The organism is Acinetobacter sp. AB03 (assembly GCF_058107045.1).
The window spans coordinates 1029539-1053442 of the sequence record NZ_JBUEBA010000002.1 but is presented as its reverse complement, the minus strand read 5'-3'; the positions used below and the strand labels follow the sequence as shown (position 1 = coordinate 1053442).

The window sequence follows — 23904 nt, the reverse complement described above, 5'->3', positions numbered from 1 at the left end:
CTCAGGATCTTATTCGTATTTATGAAGTCAGAACGTGGCATAGGTTTAATTGCACTGATCTTCTGCATCTTAGTCATTGCAGCATTCTTGGTGTTTAGTATTTATTTAATAAGACTCGACTCCGTTGTACGTGACAAGTTTGAAGGCAAGCGCTGGGACATTCCTGCGAAGGTATTCGCACGCCCGCTCGAAGTGTATACCAATGCCCCTGTCAGTCAGGCTGACTTCACTCAAGAGTTAAAACTTTTGGGCTATAAGTCCTCGGAAAACTATACCAAATCAGGGAACTTTGTCAGTTCTGGCAATGAGCTATATGTACACACCCGTGGCTTTGACTTCGGTGATAGTGTCGAGCCTGAACAAGTACTTAAAGTCACCTTTGCCGATGAGCAAGTGGCTGAAGTCAGTGCAACTAAACCCTCTTCTACAGGGATTGCACGTTTAGAGCCAATGCTGATTGGCGGGATTTATCCGCAGCATAATGAAGACCGTGTCCTGATTAAACTCGACAAAGTCCCTAAGCCTTTAATTGAGGCTTTAATTGCAACAGAAGATCGTAATTTCTATAGTCACCACGGCGTTTCAATTCGTGGTACGGCACGTGCGATTGTGAGTAATGTCACGGGTGGAAAACGTCAAGGTGGTTCAACACTGACCCAACAGTTGGTGAAAAACTTCTACCTCACCCCTGAAAAAACCATTAAGCGTAAAGTCAATGAAGCATTTATGGCTTTATTGGTCGAGTTTCACTATGACAAAGATGAAATTTTAGAAGCCTATCTCAATGAAGTTAACCTCGGGCAAAACGGCAACTATTCTATTAATGGCTATGGTTTAGCTTCGCAGTTTTACTTCGGCATGCCTTTGCGTGAGCTAAATATTGCGCAACAAGCTTATTTGGTGGGTTTGGTACAAGGTCCAACCTTATATAACCCTTGGCGTAACCCAGAAGCTGCGAAAAAGCGCCGTAATATTGTTTTAAACAACATGTTGGTCATGGGCTATCTGACCCAAGAACAATATGAAACTGAAACAGCTCGCCCTTTAAATGTGATTGCCAAACCGACTCTCGGCCCTTCACGTTTCCCAGATTTCTTAGACATTGTGCGTCGTCAGTTACGTACTGAATACCAAGAAGGTGATTTGACCAACCAAGGTCTACGCATCTTTACAACGCTCGATCCGATTGCCCAAACCAAAATTCAAGACGCGTTTAAATCGACTGTTGGTCGCTTAAGCCGTGGCTCAAGCCGTCTAAAAGAGCTGCAAGGTGCAGTATTGGTTGCACATCCTGAAAATGGTGAATTGGTCGCAGCTGTTGGTTCAACCCAAGACTTTACTGGTTTTAACCGTGCACTCGATGCCAAGCGTCAAGTCGGCTCACTGCTTAAACCTGTGATTTACCTCAGTGCAATTCAGTCGGGACGTTACAACTGGGCCAGCCCAATTGAAGATAGCAGCATTAGTATTCAAGGCAATGGTAAAGCATGGACACCTAAGAACTATAGCGGTGGCGAACACGGCGTTGTACCAATGGTACAGGCACTGTCTAATTCATATAACTTGTCAGCAGTTCGCCTTGGTCAAGAGTTTGGTTTATCGACGTTTAGTAACCACCTAAAACGTTTTGGTGTGACCAGTAATATTCCAACCTATCCATCCATTTTCTTGGGTGCGGTAGACATGTCTCCGATGGAAATGCTCAGCATTTATGGCAACTTTGCCACAGGCGGTTTTAAGTATCCGACTAAATCCATTCGTACTGTTGTCGATCAAAACGGTCGCTTGCTGACCCGTTATGGTTTAAATGTCCAACAAACCATTGACCCTGCTTCTGCCTATGTCCTGAACTATGGTCTACAACAAGTGATGACCTCAGGTACAGGTCGTTCAGCTTATAACACTCTACCGAACTCGCTTCAGCTTGCAGGCAAATCTGGAACCACCAATGACACCCGTGACTCATGGTTTGCAGGTTACTCGGGCAATTATGTTTCTGTGGTTTGGCTAGGTTTAGATGACAACAAACAAACTGGCTTAACAGGTTCTTCAGGCGCGTTGCCAGTGTGGACCAATGTAATGAGCCAGCTGCGTCAAAAACCAGTCAACTTACGCCAACCTGATGATGTGCAATGGCATTGGATTGATCGTGGCACGGGTTATCTTGCTGCTCAAGGTTGTGAGGGCGCAATGTATATTCCCCTCTTGCGAAACACCGTACCACGTAAAGCAACTGCATGTGGCTTACCGCATTATCAAGTTGAACCCACTTACAGTCCTGAAACAGATGGTTACCAAGCTACACCTGAACAAGGCGACAGCATAGACAACTATATTCGTGAAAGTGAATCGAACATGCAGCGTAACTTAGAAGATGAGACGCAAGTCATTTCGAGTGGTAGCTATCAACCTGAATAAATAGGACGGATTTAAATTTTGATGTGGTTTAAACGTTTAAGTATCTTAGCAACCATCGTGACTGTGGCAGGCTGTCAAAGCCTCCCACAGCCATATGAAAAAAAGATACCTGAAAAGCCGACACAGGCGGATAAAGAGCAGAAAACACCCTCAGGGGTCACAATTCACCCTTATGACCGTGAAGAAATTCAACGTCAGAAGATTGTGATTCCTGAACAAAAAAGCAAACAACAGTTTGATGATGGGCGACAGCTTCCTGCTTTTAAAAGTCTGATGCAAAAAACACAAACGGCCTATCGCCAAGGCCAGTGAAGTCAAGCACAAAGCTACGCCATGCAAGCACAGCGTTTAGCACCACAGTCGAGTGAGACCTTTTTGTATTTGGCTTTAATTGCCAATCAACAAAAACAACCTGCAAATGCGGAATCGCTTGCACGTCGCGGCTTGAGTTATGCCCAAAGCAATGCCATGAAAAAGCAGCTTTGGAACATTATCTTAAAAGTGGGTCAAATGCAGAAGAATCAGAAAACCATTCAACAAGCCCAAACGGCAATCAAAAGTCTGTCTTAAAAGCACGCTCCGTTAGATGGAGCGTTGTCCTGCTATACCATAAGCGCCATAACTTTGTGCTTTGGCTAAATCGGCTAACTGTAAGCCGCCCAGAGCAAAAACTGGGATATGAATCTCTTCTGCAATCAAGCTCAGCTGCTCCCAACCCAAAGTTTCACTCTTTGGGTGGCTGAGCGTTTCAAGTACAGGGCTGAGTAAAAGAGCATCACAGCCAATCTCTTGCGCATGTTCAGCACTGCTACGGTCATGACAGGCCGCTATATAACGCTGCCCAACGTTCAGCTCCCCTTTACTCAGTTGCATCAATTGAGATTGTTTTAGGTGTATGGCCGCAACTGCCTGCTGTTGTAGTGGATTTAAACCTTTCCATAGTTCTATATTGACAATCACTCGTGCCAATTGTTCTACACTCAGTTCTGCAATTTTTAAAATATGTTCAGGACTGGCAGGCACTCGCCAATACAGCACTTGTTGTTCCGGCAAATCCTTCAACAAATCGATTTGATCTGAAATTTTAATCACAGGTGCAGCATAGAGTCGCTTCAAAATGGCTTGATTGGCTTTTGGAAAGTTAAGGTCTTGTAATTCGGCACGCTTGAACCACGCCCATGGTGAGTGAATGTCTGCCAATAGATGCTTCGATACTGTGGCATGAAATAAATGCAAATTGACAATCACATCGTCATATTCAAACTGAATACAGTCAAAAGCATGCCAATCTTGTATATCAATTCCCACTTCTTCTAACACTTCACGGCGACAGGCTTGCTCAGGCGTTTCACCTGCTTCCACCTTCCCTCCAGGAAATTCGTGCTTATTGCCCTGATGCTGTTCCGCCTGGCGCCAACCCACCAACACTTTGCCTTGGTGTAAAAGGATGGCTATAGCAACTTGAACCAAAGGTTTTGACATAATCAGATTCCATTTCAGATGTGTAGTGTATTGAGTGATTGCATGTAACGATATTGAAGTTTTTTATATTTTCAGCGAGAAAATGTTGACAGCCACATTCGATAATGATTATCATTTAAATCGTTCAACATATACCACGGAGTCGCCAGAATGAACGCACCATTTAGCTTATTTACTCGTAACGAAACAGCCCATTCACTACCAATGCTACACTCAAACAACTTATTTGCCCTAGGCCGTGAAATTCGCATTATGCATGCTGGAGAAGAGTATCGTCTACGACTCACTCGCAATAATCGACTCATTCTTACCAAATAAGAACTATAAAAACCCAATAACAATAATCGTGGAAACAAGCAGTATGTCAGCGCGTACTGCTTTTTAATGTCTTTAAGTTTGATCATTTATGCTGTTTTGATAATAGATCACAATCTGCATATCTAAGTCTCAAGCGTATTTAACAGCAGTTCCACTTTTAAACCGCCTAAGTCGGATGAACTAAATAACAACTGCCCTGCGTGTAAATCGACAATTTTCTGACAAATCGATAAGCCCAAGCCTGAACCTTGTGTTTTTGTACCTAAAGCCCGATAGAAGCGTTCACCTAAACGCTGGATAACCGCAGCTTCGACACCGTGTCCACTATTTTCAATCCTCAGTCTGAGCTGCTGTTTTTCGATCGTGAGATTGACAAAAACTTGTGCCTGCTCGGGGCTATAGCGAACGGCATTGTCGAGCAAATTGCGAAGTGCGCTAAATAAGAGCTGCTCATTGGCCAATACATAAACCTGCTCTGTAAGCACCACACTAATTTTAATCTGTTTTGAGTCCGCAAACGGCTGTAAAGCTTTAATCACATCCCGCATTAACAGACTGAAGTCAAACTTAGTCTTCGCCAAACTTTCCTTTTGCTCAGGGTCTAGCCGTGCCAGCAACAACAAATTATCCAACACCTGCACCCCACGACTGACATCTTTTTGGATCGGTTTGAACTCACTTTCAAGTTCAGGAAACTTGCGCTTGAGCACCTGAAGTCGCATTTGTATCGCAGACAGTGGAGAACGTAGTTCATGTGAAGCATCTGCGGTAAAGCGCTGCTCTGCCACTAAAGCTTGGTCTAAACGCGCCAATAAAGCATTCAGCTGAGACAGCATCGGTTGCAACTCAATCAGCTCAGGTTCTGGCATAGAAATAGGTGCTAAATCATTGACCGATTTATTTGAAATTTGCTCTGAAACTTGATGTATCACCCGAAATTTACGTCGAATGGCAAAATGCATCAACAACCACTGCACACACCACACTAAAAACAACACACCGCTGAAAACTAGGATGCTTTGCCAAAATGCATGGAAACGTTCGGACATCGACTGGGTCACTTGAACCTGTAAACCGTGATTATCCTGTGCAGTATAAATACGCCACAGTTTATGCTCTGACCAATAAAAACCATAAGGTGCATCTGAAACCAAACTCAAATGATCAACGGTAATTTTTTCAGGCACATCTTCAGATGCTGTCAAAAGTTGCTGTGCATTATCGAGTCGATAGCGAATCTCGAATTCATCACTAAGCTCTGCCAAGGCTTGACCATTGCTGACAGTTAAATCATCTGCCAACAACATATCGGCCATTTCATCCATGATTTCATCTTGCATAGACATGGTCTGATAAACCGACACCCCAATGAACATCAGCAATGCCAAAAGCCCCGCCAGTATCGAACTGAGGAGCGAACTTTTAACAAGCTGACGCTGTAATGAAATTGGCTGAGCCATTATGTGTCCTGATTCATTCTGTAGCCCAAACCACGAATAGTTTTAATACAATGGCTACCGAGTTTTTTTCGTAATTGATAAATAAAAACCTCAATCGCATTACTTTCGATTTCATCGCCCCATGCATAAAGGCTTTCTTCGAGTTGTTCCCGCGTAACGACATATTCGGGCTTGAGCATCAATTTATGCAAAATTTGCAACTCTTTGGCAGTTAAATTAACAGCTTGACCATTTTGAGTCACACTTTTGGCCTGTGGATCGAGCTGAATATTGGCATAGCTCAATACCTGCGAGCTGCTATGCTGCTGTCGAAGTTGTAAGCGAATTCGAGCTGATAATTCCTCTAGGCTAAAAGGTTTGACCAAATAATCATTGGCGCCCAAGTCTAGCCCTTCGACCCGATCTCGAATACTGTCACGCGCTGTGAGAAAAATCACAGGAGTCGATAGGTTCTTACCACGGACTTTCAGCAAAATGTCATCACCTGTGGCATACGGCAAACCACGATCTAAAAGCACACAGTCATACTGATGCTGTTCAATGGCTAAAATGGCATGGTCGCCCCGCTCCACCCAATCGACACTGTAGCCATCCATTTCAAGCCAAGTTTTAATGCTCTCAGCTTGTGAGACGTCGTCTTCTGCCAATAATATCCGCACTGCTTAATCTGCCTTATTACTATTGTTTAGATCATGCCGTGAAATGGATCAAAATACAAAAAACCACAGGGCTAAGATCCAATCAAAGCCCTGTGGTTTTTTTAAGAAAGCCCAATCAAAATTGAATTGAGCTTGGGCAAGCGTGTTTAGAATTTCACTTGATCTACGTCTATTTCCACACGTTTTGCTGGTTTGTAGTCAATATCTACTTCGCCGATAATGGTTACAGGTGTTTTAGCCGAAATTGCTTTGCCACCCCATAATTCATCATCAATGTCGACAGTAATTGAACCAGTTTGGTCACGGAATTCATACTTCTCATCCCCAATGGCTTTGACCACATAACCTTTTAACTGGACGTGGCTGTCATCTTTTAATGTTAACGCATGCTTAACCGTAGTTGGTGTTGAAGCAGCAACTGCCGCTTGGTTCACTGCGGTGTTTGCTACAGCGACAGTGGTTGAACCAATAACACCTGCAACCAATAACGCTTTCATCATCATATTCATATCCAGTACCTCTATTTAATTGTTCATCTATTTGATGAAGCTATTAAACCAAAACTAGATGAGCCGAATCTTAAGAAAGCTTCAAGTAACGCATTAAATGCTTAGTTGAGTGGGACAACACGCAACACTTCTTCTAGCGTAGTGACGCCTTCTAAAACTTTACGAGCCCCTGCAATTCTTAAAGGTTCAATGCCTTCTTTTTTGGCTTGTTGACGCAGTGCGGTCAAGTCACCATTGGCACCAATCAGTTGCTTTGCCTCTAAACTCACAGGCATAAACTCATAAATGCCGACTCGTCCTTTGTAGCCCGTTTGACGACACTCGTCACATCCTACTGCGGTAAAGACTTTTTCAGGCATTTCCATAATGTAATCAAAAGTCAGATGCTCCCATTCTTGGCTATTGATTTGCTTTTCAACTTTACAATGTGGACATAGACGACGTACGAGACGCTGTGCCAATACCCCTAAAATGGTTGCCGCGGTTAAGAACGGCTGTACGCCTAAATCATGCAAACGCGTTAGACTGGAAGGTGCATCATTAGTATGCAGAGTTGAAAGCACCAAATGCCCTGTAAGTGCTGCTTGAATCGCCATATTGGCCGTATCATGATCACGAATCTCACCGACCATAATAATGTCAGGGTCTTGACGCATCAGTGCGCGAACACCATCAGCAAACCCAAGATCAATGCCTGTATTCACCTGCATTTGGTTAAAACTCGGCTCTAACATCTCAATTGGGTCTTCAATGGTACAGACGTTCACCTGTTCCGTAGCCAATTGTTTCAAAGAAGAATAAAGCGTGGTGGTTTTACCTGAACCCGTTGGCCCTGTCACTAAAATAATGCCGTGACTATGCGAAGTCAGCGCTTGCCAATCACTGAGCAAATGCCCTTCAAAACCCAACTGCTGAAAGCTACGCACTAAAACTTCAGGGTCAAAAATACGCATCACCAACTTTTCACCAAAAGCAGTCGGTAAAGTCGAAAGACGCAGTTCTGTTTCTTGTCCTTTCGGTGTCCGTGTTTTTAACCGTCCATCTTGTGGTTTACGTTTTTCCGCCACATTCATTCGACCTAAAATTTTAATCCGCGAAATCACTGCGGTTAAAGTATTGGCAGGCATGTTATAAATCGTATGCAGCACTCCATCAATACGGAAACGAACTTTGCCGTTGTCTTTACGTGGTTCTAAGTGAATATCACTGGCACCTTGCTCAAAAGCAAACTGTAGAACCCAGTCGACTAATTTAACAATGTGTTGGTCATTGGCATCAGGGTTTTGACTATCACCCAACTGTAAAAGTGCTTCTACGCCTTTATTATCACGGTCATAACTCCCAGACTTCTGGGAGTTACTGACGGCGCGACTCACCTGATAATACTCGACCATATAGCGCTGTAATTGTTCAGGGCTGAGTAATACACGCTGGATTTTTTTCGGTGCAACATTCTGCTCCAAATTTGCAATCCAATCTTTCATATACGGCTGATCTGTTGCAATCAAAACTTGATTAGCCTGAACTTCTACTGCCAAGATTTTATTGCGGAAGGCGAATTCTTGAGACATCACCGAAGTCAAAGCTTGCACATCGGCTTTGAGTGGATCAATCACATAAAACGGTAATTGGGTCTTTTCGGCTAGCCACTGACACAGCCGATTTAATGTCAGTCTCGACTGTGGATGCGACTGATCCACCAGATTAAAATGAGCAATCCACTGTAAAGGATGCCACTTCAATTGATCGCGTTGACGGTGCGAGGTTTGTACTAGATTTTTTTCTTTTTCAGTAATTCGCCCATCTTTAAACAGTTGATCTAAGCACCAAGTGGTATCAATTTCAAAATTAAAATTCATTGTTATACGTCCCCAAACATAACCCCACTATAGCAAGATTTTCTGTATTCATTCACACAAAGCATAAGCAAATCCTACAAATATCGAGGAGTAGCCAAGCTCATCAATAGAATCACGAATTTACTCACAAATCTTGCTCTTTTAACTTGAATCCACCTTCAGCATTCGCCTATATTTTAGACAGGTCATTAAATTTAGTGAGATAGGCTTGGACTTCAGCATAGTTTCCATCAACAACTTGGCTTTATCTGATGTCCTCATTACCTTGGCTTCAGCATTAGGCTGTGGACTGTTGATTGGTCTAGAGCGCGAACGAAGCAAACAACGTGAAAACCAACAGAGCTTTGCAGGACTACGCTCCTTTGCCATTTGTGCCCTTCTCGGTGCCATTTGTTTTTTATTTGGTGTCAATATTGGCATTGTTGGTGCGCTGATCATCGGCGGCATAGTTATATTCTCAATGAAAAACCAAACCGAAGATTTGGGTTCAACCACTGAACTTGCCTTTGTCATGACCTATTTTATCGGGGCGATGTGCTTATGGAATACATCACTTGCTGCAGGTTTAGCCGTGCTCCTGACCATTATTTTAATGACCAAACATCCGATGCACAGCATTGCGGGGAAATGGATTACTGAGGCTGAGTTTAAAGACGGTATCTTTCTTCTAGCACTGATTCTAGTTGCCTTGCCCTTAACGCCGAATACGCCTTTATGGGGTGCTGTGCTGAATCCCTATATTATTTTAAAATTAGTCACACTCATTCTTGCTGTTCAAGCGCTTGCGCATATCGCCAAACGACTGCTGAGCACTAAAAATGCCATGATTTTATCGGCAATCGCCTCAGGTTTTGTATCCAGTACAGCGACTGTTGCCAGCTTAGGCATGGAAGTACGTGCAGGTCGAGCACTTGCCAAACCCAATGCAGGTGCAGCGCTAATGTCCTGTATTGCCACTTTGTTGCAACTACTAATTATAGTCGCAGGTGTGAGTATACTTTGGCTCAAAACTATACTGCTGCCGACGCTTGTGGCAAGTGTCCTTTTAGGGATCTGTGCTTATGCGTTGGTACGATCTGCCCCTGCACAAGAACAACATCAACCCACTGATTCACGCATGTTTAGCTTAAAAGAGGCTGGCATTATTGCCCTGACTTTGACGTTCATCCAAGCGGGTGTGTATGGACTTAACCTTTGGCTGGGAGATGCAGGTTTAATCGCTGGGACTTTGCTGGCCTCTTTATTTGAAATTCATGCAGCGATGGCAACAGTGGTCATGCAAGGGGCACCGACAGACACGGCAGCAATGTCTGCATTTATATTAGGTTTGACTGCACACGCTGTTGCCAAGTCCATTAATGCCGCCTTAACAGGTGGTAAGCAATACTTTATAGCTTTTGCCCCGATTCAGATTTTGCATATGGTGGTTTTGATTGGGCTGTTGTATTGGAGCTTCTCTCTTTAAATCTCTCATTCTACGGCCGTGATATTCACTGTAGTTTCACCCACTGTAAAAGCGATATCAACAGCAGCAAATTTCATTTTATATACCCGTGCTTCATCATCCTGATACGCCGGTCTGGGATCTAAAGATAAAATGGCTTCAAGCTCTTGTAGGGTCTGTACAGACAATTTCCCACTCGTCAAAAGCTGCTGCTTCTGCTCGATTGCTCGATCCGACCATATCACCGATTTACGTTTAGGTTCATCTTGCGCATAGCCACTTTCCGCATCTATAACTGCATCTGAGTAGTGTATATAAGGTTTAATATCAACAATTGGGGTGCCATCTAGTAAATCACTTCCTGTGACATACACTCGAACTGACTTCCCTTCTTTTTTGACACACTTGAGCCTTACCACCGATAGACCAATCGGTGAAGGACGATACATGCTGCGCGTAGCAAATACCCCTATTTTTTTATTACCCCCTAAGCGTGGCGGACGAACTTGTGGACGAAACTGGTTTTTTTCTGGATTTTTATTGTCATGAAACTGCCACACCAACCATAAATGACTAAATGCCTCAATTCCTTCAAAGGCCAGAACGTCATTATAGGGTGCTGACATTTCAATATACGATTCCACTTGAACCAAATTAGGTTGCCGAGGAATACCAAACTTTTCCTTATAAGAAGAGTGCATATAGCCAATAATCGGCAAGGTTAACTCAGTCATCATCACTTTTTCTAATAAGCTCAATTAAATATATTCAGTTTATCGAGAATGATTTTAGATTAGAATAGCAACCTGTTCTAATTTGATAATTTATTGAGACCTTTAATGGCTGCTTTCAACGTCGAAAAGATTACTCACGTCCACCATTGGAATGATACTTTATTCTCTTTTAAAACGACGCGCGACACTGCTCTACGTTTTAAAAACGGTCAATTTGTGATGATCGGCCTTGAAGTAAATGGCAAACCGTTAATGCGTGCTTATTCTATTGCTAGCGCAAACTACGAAGAAGAACTTGAGTTTTTCTCAATTAAAGTTCCTGATGGCCCGTTAACCTCTATTTTACAAAAAGTTAAAGTGGGTGACGAAATTCTGGTATCTAAAAAACCAACTGGAACTTTAGTACTTGATGACTTAAACCCAGGTAAAAACTTATACCTACTTTCTTCTGGTACAGGTCTTGCACCGTTCTTAGCAACCATTCGTGATCCTGAAACGTACGAACGTTTTGAGAAAGTGATTGTGGTTCATGGTACACGCTTCATTTCTGAGTTAGCGTACCAAGACCTTATTTTAGACGAACTTCCGAACAATGAGTTCTTTGAAGAATTAGGCATTAAAGACAAATTGGTTTACTACCCAACGGTTACTCGTGAAGACTATCCAAACCAAGGTCGTGTCACAACAGTGATTGAAACTGGCGAAATTTTTGAGAAGATCGGTTTACCACGTTTCAACCCAGAAACAGACCGTGCAATGCTTTGTGGTAGCCCTGCATTCCTCGATGACGTTGCTGCACTTCTAGACCAACATGGTTTAAAAGAATCGCCACGTATGGGTGTACTCGGTGACTACGTGATTGAACGTGCATTCGTTGAAAAATAAGATCATATAAAAATATTAAAAAACCGAAGCTTAGGCTTCGGTTTTTTATTTACTCTACGTATAGTTTTATCTAATATTAAAAAATAACAAAATCTAGAATTTAAACCAATGACCTTTCCAGAACTCAAATTTAAAGACTATTTACATCCGAAACCCAAGCCCAGCGGCCTCGATGTACAGTGTAAACTCCAGCATTTTGCCCTCATTACTTATGCCATCGACCCAGCTCGGTTTAAAGAGATCATTCCAGCACGGTTTAAGTTAGACACGGTCCAGTACCAAAGCAAACAACATGCACTGATGTCGGTAGTGCCCTTCATCGATGTCGATTTCAGCTCTGCGGTTTATCCTTTTCCAAAATTCACGATGGGGCAAACCAATTATCGGGTCTACGTGATTGATCAGGAGACACAGGAACGTTGCGTTTGGTTTTTAGGAACAACTTTGGACTCTTGGACACTGATCGTTCCTCGTTATGTTTGGCAACTACCGTGGCATCCTGCACAGATTGAGTTTGATTGTCAGCAAGATGCAGAGGGTCGATATACACAATATAAAATGCGTACCCAATCGGCATGGGCCACTTCAGATGTGCATTTGTCTCAGTCCGAACATGACCAATGGCTTTTTGAAGGCTTTCCCAATTTAGAAAGTTATCAGGTCTTCTTGACTCATCCTTTGGCAGGATTTTACCATCTCCGCGATGGAAAACTCGGCAGCTATCGTGTGTGGCATGGTCGCTTAAATCCGAAACCTGCAACACTGCATTACGCTCGCTTTGAACTTTTAGCAAGGCTCAATCTGGTATCCTATGACGATCAGCTCAAACCTTATAGCGTTCTGATTGAACCAATCAATGAATTCACCATTTATTTACCGCCGAGTTGTCTTAATTACTCGGGTAAATAGTGCAATAAATAATGAATACCCTACATATTTTAAGGAATATTAAGCATAATGAATAAATTTCAGCTAAGATAATGAGAGATTGGTTGTTTTTCTCCACAAATTCTCTATAATTCAACAAAACAGACAAGTCTGTCTATTTTTGCTGAAATACTGAATGACCGAAAACATTCAGAGGGTACAAAAAATATAAGAAGGCACATTAAGTTGCTCATATTCATATCATGCTTTATTGTAAAATAATGTGCGATATGGAACATAATCATTATCAGCAAAGCGCGATAACCTAACCGTTATCGCGCTTATTTATTTGCACTTGATTTATTTAAAATGTATTTAAGCCAGCAATATAATGAGTGTATTGGGTTAACCTTAAAATCAAAATTTATATATTAGGCAGCTGAAAGTTCCATTTGAATTAAAGTATTCACACGCTTCCAATAATCTTCCAAATGCACTTGCTTCGGATCGATTTGCGCTTGTATGGTCATGCCATCCAAAATACTAGATAAAAAAGCCGCCAACTGTTCATCCTGCTTCACACCTAGACGATTCAAAGCCTGACATAACTTGCCTTTTAACCATTCTTTATAATCAATTGCAGGCTGTAACGAAGAAGGATAAATTTTTGAAATTTCTTCAACTGCCTTTTGGAACATACAACCGTTAAAATCCGCGCTATGAAACCAAGCATGGTACCATTCAAAAATTGCACGAATATGGGAGAGATAATCACTGGGGTCACATGCAGCAATCGTCGCTTCAAGCGACTGCTGTAAATTTTGGTTTCTTGTCACTAAGCATTCTTCAATTAATTTAGCTTTAGATGGGAAGTATTTGTAAAACGTCATTTTAGCAACGCCAGACTCGCTAATAATCCGATCCACACCGATAGAATTATAACTATGTGAGTTAAAGAGATTAAGCGCTGTGTTAATGATGTCTTCTTTTTTTGACATTTATTTTACCTGATGCACAAAACTTTAAAATTAAGCCATTAACCCAAAAGAACAGCACATGAAAACGAAATACATCGATTGAAGACGATATTATATATCAAATTTAGAGCAACACCGTTTTTTTATAAAAAACAATACCAGTATTAATTCAAGCATTTGAAATATATAGTTTTTAAAATAAATAAAACACTAGAAGAGTCGGATCTTTTTCACTATGATAAAAATGATGACAATTAAAATTTACCTCGTATATGAATGCACTCTCCTTCACCCAGTCTGAACATACCCGCACAGAAGTTTTGCGCTTTATTGAACGATCCTTAAGCTCAATGTCATGGGCAGCCAATACTCAAGCGATCATTCATTTAAAGCAAACGACAACCGAACATGTTTTATTTCAACATCCGATACTGACACGGCTGCATCAATGCCAACTCAGCCTTGAACAGCTGAAATTTATTCATCTGAATTATTTTACCGCGATTGTTAAAATTTTCACTGATGCTTTGAGTATGGCTATGTATCAAGCGCTGCAACTTGAGCACGACAGTAATATCGTGGAGCAAGACCGCATTGCAGCCAAGATATATGCACGTTATTTGTTGTCGCTAAATCTTCTAGATGAATTGGGTTTTAATACCCACCAACTTGAGAAAAGCTCGCCCTCTAAATCGCATTTGGTCTATTTCCTTCAACTGATGCAGCAACTTGGGGTCAATGTCACCGATCAAAAACAGACCGAGCCTGAAGCTTTTGCAATTGCACAATTTATTCAAGAACATATTCATTCTTATGCAGACTTGCTGCTCATTTTAGCTTGCACCGAACTACAAGTGATTAAGTTTAGTGAAGCACTCAGAACTAATCTTGCAGCCTATGATCCTTCATTTACCCAAGGCTACTATGCATGTCATGGTCTTGCAGAAACATGTGATACAACCCTTGCTAACGATGACAATCATGAAGACGACATTTGGGTGCTATTCACACAATGCTATAAATCTGAACAAGCTCTGTATTTCCAGCAACTTCAAACTGAATATTTAAGTCTATGGAATAACTTTTGGAGCAAAATGAGTTTACGCACTCATTAATTCACCTCAGTAGCTAAACATCCTTGTACACTCACGTATCCAACTCTTGAATATGGAGTGAATTCACATCTTATGAATGCCAATCATTAATTTCCAGCAGTAGCATTAAATCTAGAATTAAACCGTAGAAGCACTCTCACTTTTATTGTGCAGTCGAATTTTCTAATACACTTTTTTTGCGCTCAGATAATGCTTTGCTCACCACTTGATAACCCGCAGTCATACCTAAAGTCGCCATAATGCCTGCCACGATTATGTCTGGCCACAAACTGCCTGTACCAAACACACCTATTGCAGCAAAAATAACCGCCACATTTCCAATCGCATCATTTCGGCTACAAAGCCAGACCGATTGCATATTAGAGTCACCTTCTCTAAAGGCATATAAAATGACGGCACAAACCACATTCGCGAGCAAAGCAATCACACCAATCACCCCCATGGTCATGGCTTCAGGTGGAATTCCCAAAGCATAGGCATATATCACTTTACCAATCACCACCAAGCCAAACAACGCCATTGTAATGCCTTTGAGCAATGCCACTGTCGCCCGCCAATACAAACTCGCACCAAGTACCGCTAGGGAAATACCATAGTTGACTGCATCACCAAAGAAATCTAAAGAATCAGCCCATAAAGATGATGAATGTGCATAAGCCCCACCAATGAGCTCTACCACAAACATGGCTAAATTGATCAATAAGGCAATCCACAATGCCGTTCTAAACTTACTATTTGGCTTTTGCGGTGCGGGTGCACAACTGCAAGAAGAACATGCCATATACACAACCTCTATCCAGACCTAATCATTTTCTATTATGATTAAAAACTATGGAGTCGCTCTAGGGTCAAGCAAAATGAATCAACAAAACGCATCTCCTGTTTATTTAATGAAAGACTTAGTCCATAAAACAGGATTAAGTGCCGATACCATTCGTTTCTATGAAAAAAAGCATTTATTAGAGCCTTCTTTTCGCGGGGACAATAATTATCGCTATTATCAAGATGATGCACTTAAACGACTCATTTTTATTAAACGTTGCCGCGCGCTGGATATCTCACTCAAAGAAATTGAATACCTGATTGAACTGGAGCAAAAGCCTCAACAAGACTGTAGTGCGGTCAATCAACTGATCGATGAGCATTTGAAACAAGTCGAACAAAAAATCATTGAATTGCAAAAATTTCAGATACAACTACAACAACTTCGGCAGTCTTGCGCAACTCAATCAACCATTGATGATTGTCAAATTTTAAGACATCTTGAAGCAGGGCTAGATGTATAAAACACATCAACGCAGAATTTAGAATATGGGTATTACTCGGTTTTGCTACCTATTTACCCGAACCTTACATCGTCAATGTAGGATTTTTATTCTTATTTTCTTTAATTTTTTAATAATTTCAGAAATAAAAAATCTAGCCACACATCAAATCTAATAAAAATGATCTCTAATTATTTCGGATAAAAGGCCACAAAGAACTCCAATTTTTTGATGATTAAAACGACAAGTAAGTTTTATATAACAGATCTTTTACTTTATAAAACAAGGGAATTTAAATTCATTTTTATCCTTAGCCACATAAAATCATATATTCAAACATTTACCACTTAGCACTCAAATCGAACATTTGAATGTGTGATTTTCGCGTCTATCCCCCGCTCAAATTCCGAGTTTTTTACTAGTTGAATCTATTTTTTAAAGCCCTACAATAAACCCATATTTTTATATGCCTTAGTTTAATCATGAGCATTCATCACGTTACTGAACTTCTTTCTCCTGCAGGTTCGCTTAAAAATATGCGTTATGCATTTGCCTATGGTGCAGATGCGGTCTATGCCGGACAACCTCGTTACAGTTTACGTGTGCGCAATAATGAATTTGACCATGACAATCTAGCTATCGGCATTCAAGAAGCGCATGACTTAGGTAAAAAGTTTTATGTGGTCGTCAATATTCAACCACATAACTCAAAACTCAAAAACTTTATTCGTGACCTCACACCTGTGGTTGCGATGCAACCCGATGCCCTGATCATGTCAGATCCAGGGCTGATTATGATGGTACGCGAGCATTTTCCAGACATGGATGTACATCTTTCGGTTCAAGCCAATGCTGTCAACTGGGCTACTGTGAAGTTTTGGAAAAACATGGGACTGACCCGGGTCATTTTGTCTCGTGAACTATCCATTGATGAAATTGAAGAAATTAAGCAGCAAGTGCCTGACATGGAAATTGAGGTTTTTGTGCATGGCGCGCTATGCATGGCATACTCTGGACGTTGTATGCTTTCAGGCTATATGAATAAGCGTGATGCCAATCAAGGGGCATGTACCAATGCCTGCCGTTGGGAATACAAAGTACATGAGACTCATCAAGATGAAAATGGTGATGTAATCCCAGTCCAAAATCTGAATACAGACTCCAATTGCTGTTCAAACTCTGATGCTGATGAACTGCATATGCAAGCACAACATCAGTTCGATGAACCCGTATTACTACAACGTCATGAAGAAGACATGTTTGCTGCTGAAGAAGACGAACATGGTACTTACTTTATGAACTCAAAAGACTTGCGCGCGGTGCAGCATGTTGAGCGCTTGACTCAAATGGGCATCCATTCTTTAAAAATTGAAGGGCGTACCAAGTCTTATTTTTACTGTGCGCGTACCGCCCAAATTTATCGCAAAGCCATAGATGATGCGCTTGCAGGTAAACCTTTTGACCCATCACTCATGACACAACTCGAAGGTCTAGCCAACCGCGGTTATACCGAAGGTTTCTTACGTCGCCACGTACATAGCGAATATCAAAACTATGAAAATGGTTCATCCAGTTTTGACCATCAACAATACTGCGGTGAAATTTTGGAACGCAATGGCGATTATCTGAAAGTCGATGTCAAAAACCGTTTTGTAGTGGGCGATGTGCTCGAACTCATGACCACTTCAGGCAACATCACTTTTGAACTAACAGAAATCCTCGATAAAAAAGGCAATCTAATACTTGAAGCGAAAGGCTCAGGGCATGTGGTTGAAATCCCTGTTCCTGCTGATGTCGACATGCGCTATGCCCTACTCATTCGTAATTTACCGCATTCAAGTGCCGATATTTCAGCGCCTGCCTTGGCCTATGTTGCAAGCTGACTGGGGATATTGCCATGGCACTACGAATAACGGATGCATGTATTAACTGTGATATGTGTCTTCCCGAATGTCCCAATACCGCTATTTTTGAAGGTGATAAAATTTATGAAATAGATGTCAGCCGTTGCACCGAGTGTGTTGGTTTTTATGACACCCAAACCTGTGTCGATGTTTGCCCAATTGCTTGTATCGAGCCACATCCAGAACACATTGAAACACAGCAACAACTGTTAGAAAAATTTAAAGGATTGAACTTATTTAGCGTCTAACCTTGGGGAAAGTAGAAAAGAAACCGAGTACTGACCACACTCAGAGTTTCAAAACAAAAACTGGGCAAAGAATAACAATAAACAAAAACTAAATGAAAAAGCCAAAGTGACTGGGGAGCACTTTGGCTTTTTCTTTGTAGAAGATATTTGCTTTAAACGAAAAAAGGAACTGAGCTGTTAGTGACTCAGTTCCTATCAAGGGTAAAACCAAAGATCAGTGATACAACATAAAGGGGAAAAGCCAACGTATATTTTGGGAGAGCGTTGGCTTTTTCATTTTACACTTACAGCCCAGAACGAATAATGTAATCAAAAGCAGACAATGATGCTTTTGCGCCTTCACCTGTGGCAATGATAATTTGCTTGTATGGCACTGTCGTACAGTCACCTGCGGCAAATACACCTTTGACATTGGTTTCGTTGCGATCGTTAATCACAATCTCACCACGGTTTGAAAGCTCAACCGCTGTTTCTTTGAGGAAATCGGTGTTTGGCAATAAACCAATTTGCACAAAGATTCCTGCAAGCTCAACCGAATGTTCTACATCAGTTGCACGGTCTTTATATTTCAATGCTGTCACTTGTGAACCATCACCCACAACTTCAGTTGAGAGTGCATTCAGGATCACTGTGGTATTAGGCAAACTGTGCAATTTATCTTGCAACACTTGGTCAGCACGTAGTTTGGTATCAAACTCAACCAAGGTCACATGTTCAACAATCCCAGCAAGATCAATCGCCGCTTCGACACCTGAGTTCCCCCCGCCTATTACTGCTACACGTTTGCCTTTAAACAGTGGACCATCACAGTGTGGGCAGTAGGCAACACCGCGGGTACGGTATTCTGCTTCGCCCGGCACATTCATTTCTCTCCAACGTGCACCTGTTGAAAGAATCACAGTTTTAGATTCAAGCTTCGCACCATTTTCTAAAGTGACTTCAACCAAGCCATTTGCTGTCTCATCCGCACCTTTGATGTTAGAGACACGTTGTAAGTTCATGATGTCCACACCATACTCACGTACATGTGCTTCCATTTCAGCAGCAAACTTCGGCCCTTGAGTCTTTTGAATCGAGGTATAGTTTTCAATGTCCATGGTATCCATGACTTGACCACCCATACGTTCAGCCACGATTCCTGTTTTAATGCCTTTACGTGCTGCATAAATGGCTGAGGTATTTCCCGCAGGACCACCACCAATCACTAAAACATCAAAAGCATCTTTGGCATTGAGTTTTTCAGCTTCTTTGGCCGCAGAATTGGTATCCAGTTTGGCAATAATTTCTTCCAAGGTCATACGGCCTTGACCAATATGGTTGTTGTCTTGGAACACCATCGGTACAGCCATAATTTTGCGTTCTTCGACTTCGTCTTGGAAGAATGCCCCATCAATCATAGTTGCTGTCGTGCCTGGATTGTAAATGGCAATCAGGTTTAAGGCTTGCACCACGTCTGGACAGTTATGACAGCTTAAAGAGACAAATACGTCAAAGTCAGACTGAATACTCAAACCTTTGATTGAAGCTAAAACTTCATCCGATACTTTGGGTGCATAACCAGAGGTTTGTAACAATGCCAAAATCAAAGAGGTAAACTCATGCCCCATTGGTAAACCGGCAAAGAACACACGCGGTTGTTCACCGGCTTTTGCTACACCAAAGCTCGGTGCACGTGAGTTTTGACCATCAAAACGTGCAGTCACCAGTGGGGATAGTGCTGCAACCTCTTCAACCAATTCTTTGATTTTGTCTGATTTCTCAGAACCATTCAAAGTCGCAACCAATTCAATCGGACCTTCTAGGCGTTCAAGAAGTGTTTTTAATTGAGCTGAAGTATTTTGATCTAACATTGTTAAGCTCTCCAAAGCAGTCTGTAAAATTATTTGATAGAAGAATCATAGAGTAAATCTAAAAATAGATAAAACAGTTTGTTTTTATTTTAATAATCGGTTTTGTAGATTTAAAGATATTCATCATAAAAAGTCCCACTACCCCGCAGGACTTTTTATAAAGTCAAAGCTTAAGATTCACTCTGCATCCGCTGTTCAATTCTTAGCGTTCTGGCCTTTAACTGACGTGTCAAACCAAATAACACAAGACTCAACAGCGCCATTAGCAACATCAAGATAAGCGAGAAGAATTGCATGACCGTAGTAAACTGTGCTGCTTGCTGAACTTGTTTTTCTACACTTGCAGCCATCGGCGTGAGTGTTTTGCCATAAAGCTGATGCTGCATCGTCCATAACTGTTCAGGCTTAAACCCATACTCAATAAAATGTGAATCGGTTTTTTCTGCTTGGACCAGAGCAAGCACATGCGGAATTGCTGCATTTTTATCGACAGGTTGGTGTAACAACGCCGTTTGCGCAAGCAAATAATGTTTTACAGGCATTTGTATTCGTGACTGCTGCAAATACTGCGCTATTTCACTTTGCTGAATATTTTTATCGTAGTGTACGATTTGCTGAAAAGCCTCGCTTTCATCATCTTTTAAATCATATTGCACATAAGTCAGCCCAGACCAAAGCAGAATAAAGGCAATCAGCCATGCCACAAACTTCAGTATAAAAGATTGAAAACGTACATAGAAAAAATGAATTTTCCGTGCATAGTGCACCAGTATGAATGCCCCAATAAAAGACACCATAATCTTGAGCACAAGCCAACCAAACCACGACAGCAAATTCAGAAAATAATCTGGCTGATGTCCAAGTGATGCTAAATTTGCATCGATACTCATGGGCATATGTAGTTGCTGTATTTCTGTGCTCAGTCCAAAAAAGCTATAGACAAAATCAGGTTGTAGAAAATAGCTAATGCTGGAGGCAATAAACAAGACAGCACTCAACATACACCATAAACTCAGTTTACGTTGACGTTGTTTGAGTGCAACCACGCCTTGTTCAATGTGCTGAGGCTGAACAACATACTCATCTAAGGAAGGCAAATACTTCTCCTCTATCGACCACGCAACTGGGCATTAAGATGGTGTCGTACGATTAGAACTTGAGTCTAAAACCAGTTGATTCAAATTGTCCTGCAAACTACGCAAACGTGTGGTTGCTTCAGCACGTTTCTGCATCCCTTCTTTTTGTATTTGAATCACATCATTTACTGTTTTAATGAGGGTGTTTTGTACATGTTCAAGCGTCTCAATATCAATCACTGAACGTTGATTGGCTTTTGCTGTATCTACTGAGTTTTGATGTAACAAATCGGCATTACGCTTCAATAAGTCATTGGTCGCATCGTCAATGGTATTGGCCAACTGCACACTATTCTTCTGCTCATTTAAAGAAATCGCCAAACTAATTTGATTTTTCCATGCAGGCAATGTGATGTTTTTAATCGCATAAAACTTATCGACCAACATCAAATTATTAGACTGGATAATACGAATCATCGGTAATGTTTGCATGGCTGATTGTTGTAAAACCTGCAAATCACTCACGCGTTTTTCCAAAATATTGGCTAAATGATTGAGGTCGTAAACTCTCTGTGTCGTGGTTTGATCTTGTGCCTGTGAAGTCAGCGTTGAGATTTCCTGCTGAATTTCATCCTGTTTCAACTTACCTGCTGCGATATAGACACCGAGCTGTTTATATTCACTTTGTACACCATGAAACATCAGATCGAGCGTATCAACACGTGCTTTTAAACCAGACTGCGATTTTTCAATTTCTTTCACCAAAGTATCTATCTGTTCTTTGGTGGTATTAAAGTGCATATCAATATTATTCTTTGCGCCTTTAATTTTGCTCATCAAGCCACCGAAGAAACCTGAATTTTTCTTTTTATTTAAGATACTTGAGGTATTGAGCTGTTGTGCGACTTGTACCACCTGATTCAGCTTTTGCCCTGTTTCATCAAGGTCCTTGTTTTGCACCAAATTTAACAATTCATCGGTATATCCAGAGGTTTGTGTCGCAATATTTTTACCATACTCCGCCACGGCGTTATGGTTGATTTCTGCCAACTCTTTCCGCGCTGCCAAGACTGCATTGAAGTCATCTTGTTGCAAGCCAATTTCTTGCAAATTTAACTGTTGAAACTTCTGTTCAATCACTTCAGTGGTTGGCTCTACCACAAGACTATTTTGTTCTGAGTTGGTCATAATTCACCTAATCTATTTCTTAAAGTGTTGGTTTCTGTAGTGATTTTTTTAAGGTATGAATCAATTTTTCACGGCTATTATCGAGCTTTTCCAGTTCAATTGTCGAGCTTGATTGCTGCGATTGTTTGACATGATATTGCCATGCTGGGATCAAAACCTGCTGAGCCTCTTTATATCGGTCTAACAAACTCAATGAAAGCTGCTGTGACAACTGCATTTGCGTAATAGCAATATCATTACTGCTTTGCAAAGTCTGCAAGCTGTTTATTTTCTTGGATAAACGTTCTTCAAAATTATCTAAAGGATGTGCATTCTTCACAAATTTAGGATATTCCATTAAAAATGCTTCAGCCGCAGATACATATTTGGCCATTTGCTCACGTAAGCCTGTTAACTGCTGATAACGCGCCTGTGACTTTTGAATTTCAATTTGTAATTTTTGGCTGAGATGATTGGCTCGATCCAACAACTGATCCAGTTTTTTATAGTATTCAACTTGGGTTGAACCATATTCAATATCAATTCCCAGCCACTTTTGCAGCCCATTAAATTTGCGCTTCTTCAAGTATTTTTTTGAGTCAGCCAGTGACTGTATCAGTTGCTCAATGGTCTGACTCAACTGTAAAGTGAGCTGCGGGTCCACTCCATTTAACAGCACAGACTGTGCTTGAATGACACTATCTGCATAATGATTGAGACGATATTGATCGTTCAGCAACGGAACCAAATCATTACGCTGGATACTTAAAAGTTCATCTGAATTGACTGGTATATTCCTTAAAGGAACAAGAACGTCAATTTGTGCCATAGTGCTTTAACCCAATAAAGAAATTGAATAAAATCATTTTTATAGTACAGCTTTTATGTCAAATAACATGTAGATTTTTGCAAAAATGCTGTGAAAACCGTTTATCTTGATCTGGCTAATCATCGCTTCTGTTTCCAACAAAATTATATCTATTCAAAATTATGATCATTCGCCTTCAGCACATCATTCGTTATAGTTTAGGTTTCTGCATTGCATTAACCTTACTTATCAGTGTTGGTGCACACTATAAAGCAAAACACATTCACGAAACATTTTTAGAGCATGATCCAAGCCAATTACAACAAGTGAGTGGCACACTGCTAGATAATGAAACAGCCGTCCAACTTTATCAAAAAAATCAAGCACCCTATAACTTAAACAGCTTGGGGAAAACGCACTTTTTGGTCGGTATCTTTAGCCAAAACCAAGGTCGAATTCAAACAGTTTGGTGTGATCGTTGGCCAGACGCACCACTTAAGACCTCCTCTGACACAGGCCCGAAAAATCCAATGAAAAAAATGAATTTGCCTATTCGCTATTTTCATACTTGCCAATGGCTTTTCGATGCAATGCAGGTCCCTTTAGATATTACCGCTTGGACAGGGCAACCCATCACTTATCTAAAAAGCCATCAGGATATTTTGTATGCATTAAATGTGAATGGGAAAAAGATTTTCGGCTATGAACAAGCCTATCAGCAATATAAACAACTCTATCTAAATGAAATAAAAAATCGCAATCAATCAGCACTCTATTTTATTGTTTTCTTTTGCATTACTGTCTTTCATTATAGAAAGTACATATTCAAAGTCATAAAAAAGCCATGATCAACATGGCT

Annotated in this window: 22 protein-coding genes and 1 pseudogene; 11 read left to right on the top strand and 12 right to left on the bottom strand. The window is 41.1% G+C overall.

What is annotated here, in order from left to right:
- The first annotated feature begins 21 nt into the window (after window positions 1-21).
- Both mrcB and ACY3FQ_RS05485 read left to right on the top strand, forming a co-directional pair.
- A complete protein-coding gene (gene mrcB, locus ACY3FQ_RS05490) occupies window positions 22-2418 on the top strand; it encodes a penicillin-binding protein 1B (protein ID WP_126037268.1) in 2397 nt (798 codons plus the stop codon).
- Window positions 2419-2439: 21 nt separating this feature from the next.
- Window positions 2440-2988, top strand: a pseudogene (locus tag ACY3FQ_RS05485) (tetratricopeptide repeat protein).
- Window positions 2989-3000: 12 nt separating this feature from the next.
- Here ACY3FQ_RS05485 and ACY3FQ_RS05480 read toward each other — a convergent pair.
- On the bottom strand, window positions 3001-3900 hold the full coding sequence (locus tag ACY3FQ_RS05480) for an NUDIX domain-containing protein (RefSeq protein ID WP_126037270.1): 900 nt from the start codon (window positions 3898-3900) through the stop codon (window positions 3001-3003).
- A 150-nt stretch (window positions 3901-4050) separates the two neighbouring features.
- Here ACY3FQ_RS05480 and hemP point away from each other — a divergent pair, with 150 nt between their 5' ends.
- Complete coding sequence (hemP, locus tag ACY3FQ_RS05475; protein WP_004696105.1) at window positions 4051-4218, top strand: hemin uptake protein HemP; 168 nt, start codon at window positions 4051-4053, stop codon at window positions 4216-4218.
- Between the two features lie 122 nt (window positions 4219-4340).
- On the opposite strand, the gene ACY3FQ_RS05470 is transcribed toward hemP, so the two are convergent.
- The 4 genes from ACY3FQ_RS05470 to tfpB all read right to left on the bottom strand — a co-directional run bounded on the left by ACY3FQ_RS05470 (window position 4341) and on the right by tfpB (window position 8705).
- Complete coding sequence (locus ACY3FQ_RS05470; RefSeq protein ID WP_489773678.1) at window positions 4341-5678, bottom strand: sensor histidine kinase; 1338 nt, start codon at window positions 5676-5678, stop codon at window positions 4341-4343.
- Window positions 5678-6337 carry a response regulator transcription factor gene (locus tag ACY3FQ_RS05465; RefSeq protein ID WP_126037274.1) on the bottom strand — a complete coding sequence of 220 codons (660 nt, stop codon included), beginning with the start codon at window positions 6335-6337 and terminating at the stop codon, window positions 5678-5680. The genes ACY3FQ_RS05470 and ACY3FQ_RS05465 overlap by 1 nt, the downstream gene beginning before the upstream one ends.
- A 146-nt stretch (window positions 6338-6483) precedes the next feature.
- Window positions 6484-6846, bottom strand: coding sequence for a NirD/YgiW/YdeI family stress tolerance protein (locus ACY3FQ_RS05460; RefSeq protein ID WP_004696098.1), 363 nt, complete (start codon window positions 6844-6846; stop codon window positions 6484-6486).
- Between the two features lie 101 nt (window positions 6847-6947).
- Complete coding sequence (tfpB, locus tag ACY3FQ_RS05455) at window positions 6948-8705, bottom strand: type IV pilus assembly ATPase TfpB (protein ID WP_168158964.1); 1758 nt, start codon at window positions 8703-8705, stop codon at window positions 6948-6950.
- A gap of 208 nt (window positions 8706-8913) precedes the next feature.
- Here tfpB and ACY3FQ_RS05450 point away from each other — a divergent pair, with 208 nt between their 5' ends.
- Window positions 8914-10170: an MgtC/SapB family protein gene (locus tag ACY3FQ_RS05450; RefSeq protein WP_489773677.1), complete on the top strand. Its 1257-nt coding sequence runs from the start codon at window positions 8914-8916 to the stop codon at window positions 10168-10170.
- Between the two features lie 5 nt (window positions 10171-10175).
- Here ACY3FQ_RS05450 and tsaA read toward each other — a convergent pair whose 3' ends face one another.
- Window positions 10176-10886 carry a tRNA (N6-threonylcarbamoyladenosine(37)-N6)-methyltransferase TrmO gene (gene tsaA, locus ACY3FQ_RS05445; RefSeq protein WP_126037279.1) on the bottom strand — a complete coding sequence of 237 codons (711 nt, stop codon included), beginning with the start codon at window positions 10884-10886 and terminating at the stop codon, window positions 10176-10178.
- A 102-nt stretch (window positions 10887-10988) separates the two neighbouring features.
- On the opposite strand from tsaA, the gene ACY3FQ_RS05440 reads away from it, so the two are divergent.
- Both ACY3FQ_RS05440 and ACY3FQ_RS05435 read left to right on the top strand, forming a co-directional pair.
- Window positions 10989-11768: a ferredoxin--NADP reductase gene (locus ACY3FQ_RS05440; protein WP_004982408.1), complete on the top strand. Its 780-nt coding sequence runs from the start codon at window positions 10989-10991 to the stop codon at window positions 11766-11768.
- Between the two features lie 108 nt (window positions 11769-11876).
- Window positions 11877-12677, top strand: coding sequence for a DUF2071 domain-containing protein (locus tag ACY3FQ_RS05435; protein WP_126037281.1), 801 nt, complete (start codon window positions 11877-11879; stop codon window positions 12675-12677).
- A gap of 389 nt (window positions 12678-13066) precedes the next feature.
- On the opposite strand, the gene ACY3FQ_RS05430 is transcribed toward ACY3FQ_RS05435, so the two are convergent.
- The gene (locus ACY3FQ_RS05430; protein ID WP_005400544.1) at window positions 13067-13633 is read right to left on the bottom strand and encodes a TetR/AcrR family transcriptional regulator; all 567 of its coding nucleotides are present in this window, start codon (window positions 13631-13633) and stop codon (window positions 13067-13069) included.
- Window positions 13634-13884: 251 nt separating this feature from the next.
- Here ACY3FQ_RS05430 and ACY3FQ_RS05425 point away from each other — a divergent pair, with 251 nt between their 5' ends.
- Entirely contained in the window at window positions 13885-14727 is an 843-nt protein-coding gene (locus tag ACY3FQ_RS05425; protein ID WP_489773676.1) for a hypothetical protein, read from the top strand.
- Window positions 14728-14869: 142 nt separating this feature from the next.
- Here ACY3FQ_RS05425 and ACY3FQ_RS05420 read toward each other — a convergent pair whose 3' ends face one another.
- On the bottom strand, window positions 14870-15508 hold the full coding sequence (locus ACY3FQ_RS05420; RefSeq protein ID WP_238954173.1) for a cation efflux transmembrane domain-containing protein: 639 nt from the start codon (window positions 15506-15508) through the stop codon (window positions 14870-14872).
- Window positions 15509-15584: 76 nt separating this feature from the next.
- On the opposite strand from ACY3FQ_RS05420, the gene ACY3FQ_RS05415 reads away from it, so the two are divergent.
- The 3 genes from ACY3FQ_RS05415 (at window position 15585) to ACY3FQ_RS05405 (ending at window position 18144) form a co-directional block, all read left to right on the top strand.
- The gene (locus ACY3FQ_RS05415; RefSeq protein ID WP_279043838.1) at window positions 15585-16013 is read left to right on the top strand and encodes a Cd(II)/Pb(II)-responsive transcriptional regulator; all 429 of its coding nucleotides are present in this window, start codon (window positions 15585-15587) and stop codon (window positions 16011-16013) included.
- A 461-nt stretch (window positions 16014-16474) separates the two neighbouring features.
- A complete protein-coding gene (trhP, locus tag ACY3FQ_RS05410) occupies window positions 16475-17875 on the top strand; it encodes a prephenate-dependent tRNA uridine(34) hydroxylase TrhP (RefSeq protein ID WP_279043837.1) in 1401 nt (466 codons plus the stop codon).
- A gap of 14 nt (window positions 17876-17889) precedes the next feature.
- Complete coding sequence (locus ACY3FQ_RS05405) at window positions 17890-18144, top strand: YfhL family 4Fe-4S dicluster ferredoxin (protein ID WP_126037291.1); 255 nt, start codon at window positions 17890-17892, stop codon at window positions 18142-18144.
- Window positions 18145-18428: 284 nt separating this feature from the next.
- Here ACY3FQ_RS05405 and ahpF read toward each other — a convergent pair whose 3' ends face one another.
- The 4 genes from ahpF to ACY3FQ_RS05385 all read right to left on the bottom strand — a co-directional run bounded on the left by ahpF (window position 18429) and on the right by ACY3FQ_RS05385 (window position 23066).
- Window positions 18429-19994, bottom strand: coding sequence for an alkyl hydroperoxide reductase subunit F (gene ahpF / locus ACY3FQ_RS05400; protein WP_489773675.1), 1566 nt, complete (start codon window positions 19992-19994; stop codon window positions 18429-18431).
- 170 nt (window positions 19995-20164) lie between these two features.
- Window positions 20165-21091, bottom strand: a complete 927-nt coding sequence (locus ACY3FQ_RS05395) for a hypothetical protein (RefSeq protein ID WP_236769674.1) — start codon at window positions 21089-21091, stop codon at window positions 20165-20167.
- Between the two features lie 33 nt (window positions 21092-21124).
- The gene (locus tag ACY3FQ_RS05390; RefSeq protein ID WP_489773674.1) at window positions 21125-22258 is read right to left on the bottom strand and encodes a toxic anion resistance protein; all 1134 of its coding nucleotides are present in this window, start codon (window positions 22256-22258) and stop codon (window positions 21125-21127) included.
- Between the two features lie 19 nt (window positions 22259-22277).
- The gene (locus ACY3FQ_RS05385) at window positions 22278-23066 is read right to left on the bottom strand and encodes a tellurium resistance protein (RefSeq protein WP_236769683.1); all 789 of its coding nucleotides are present in this window, start codon (window positions 23064-23066) and stop codon (window positions 22278-22280) included.
- A 161-nt stretch (window positions 23067-23227) separates the two neighbouring features.
- Here ACY3FQ_RS05385 and ACY3FQ_RS05380 point away from each other — a divergent pair, with 161 nt between their 5' ends.
- Complete coding sequence (locus tag ACY3FQ_RS05380; protein ID WP_062033636.1) at window positions 23228-23893, top strand: hypothetical protein; 666 nt, start codon at window positions 23228-23230, stop codon at window positions 23891-23893.
- The last annotated feature ends 11 nt before the right edge of the window (window positions 23894-23904 follow it).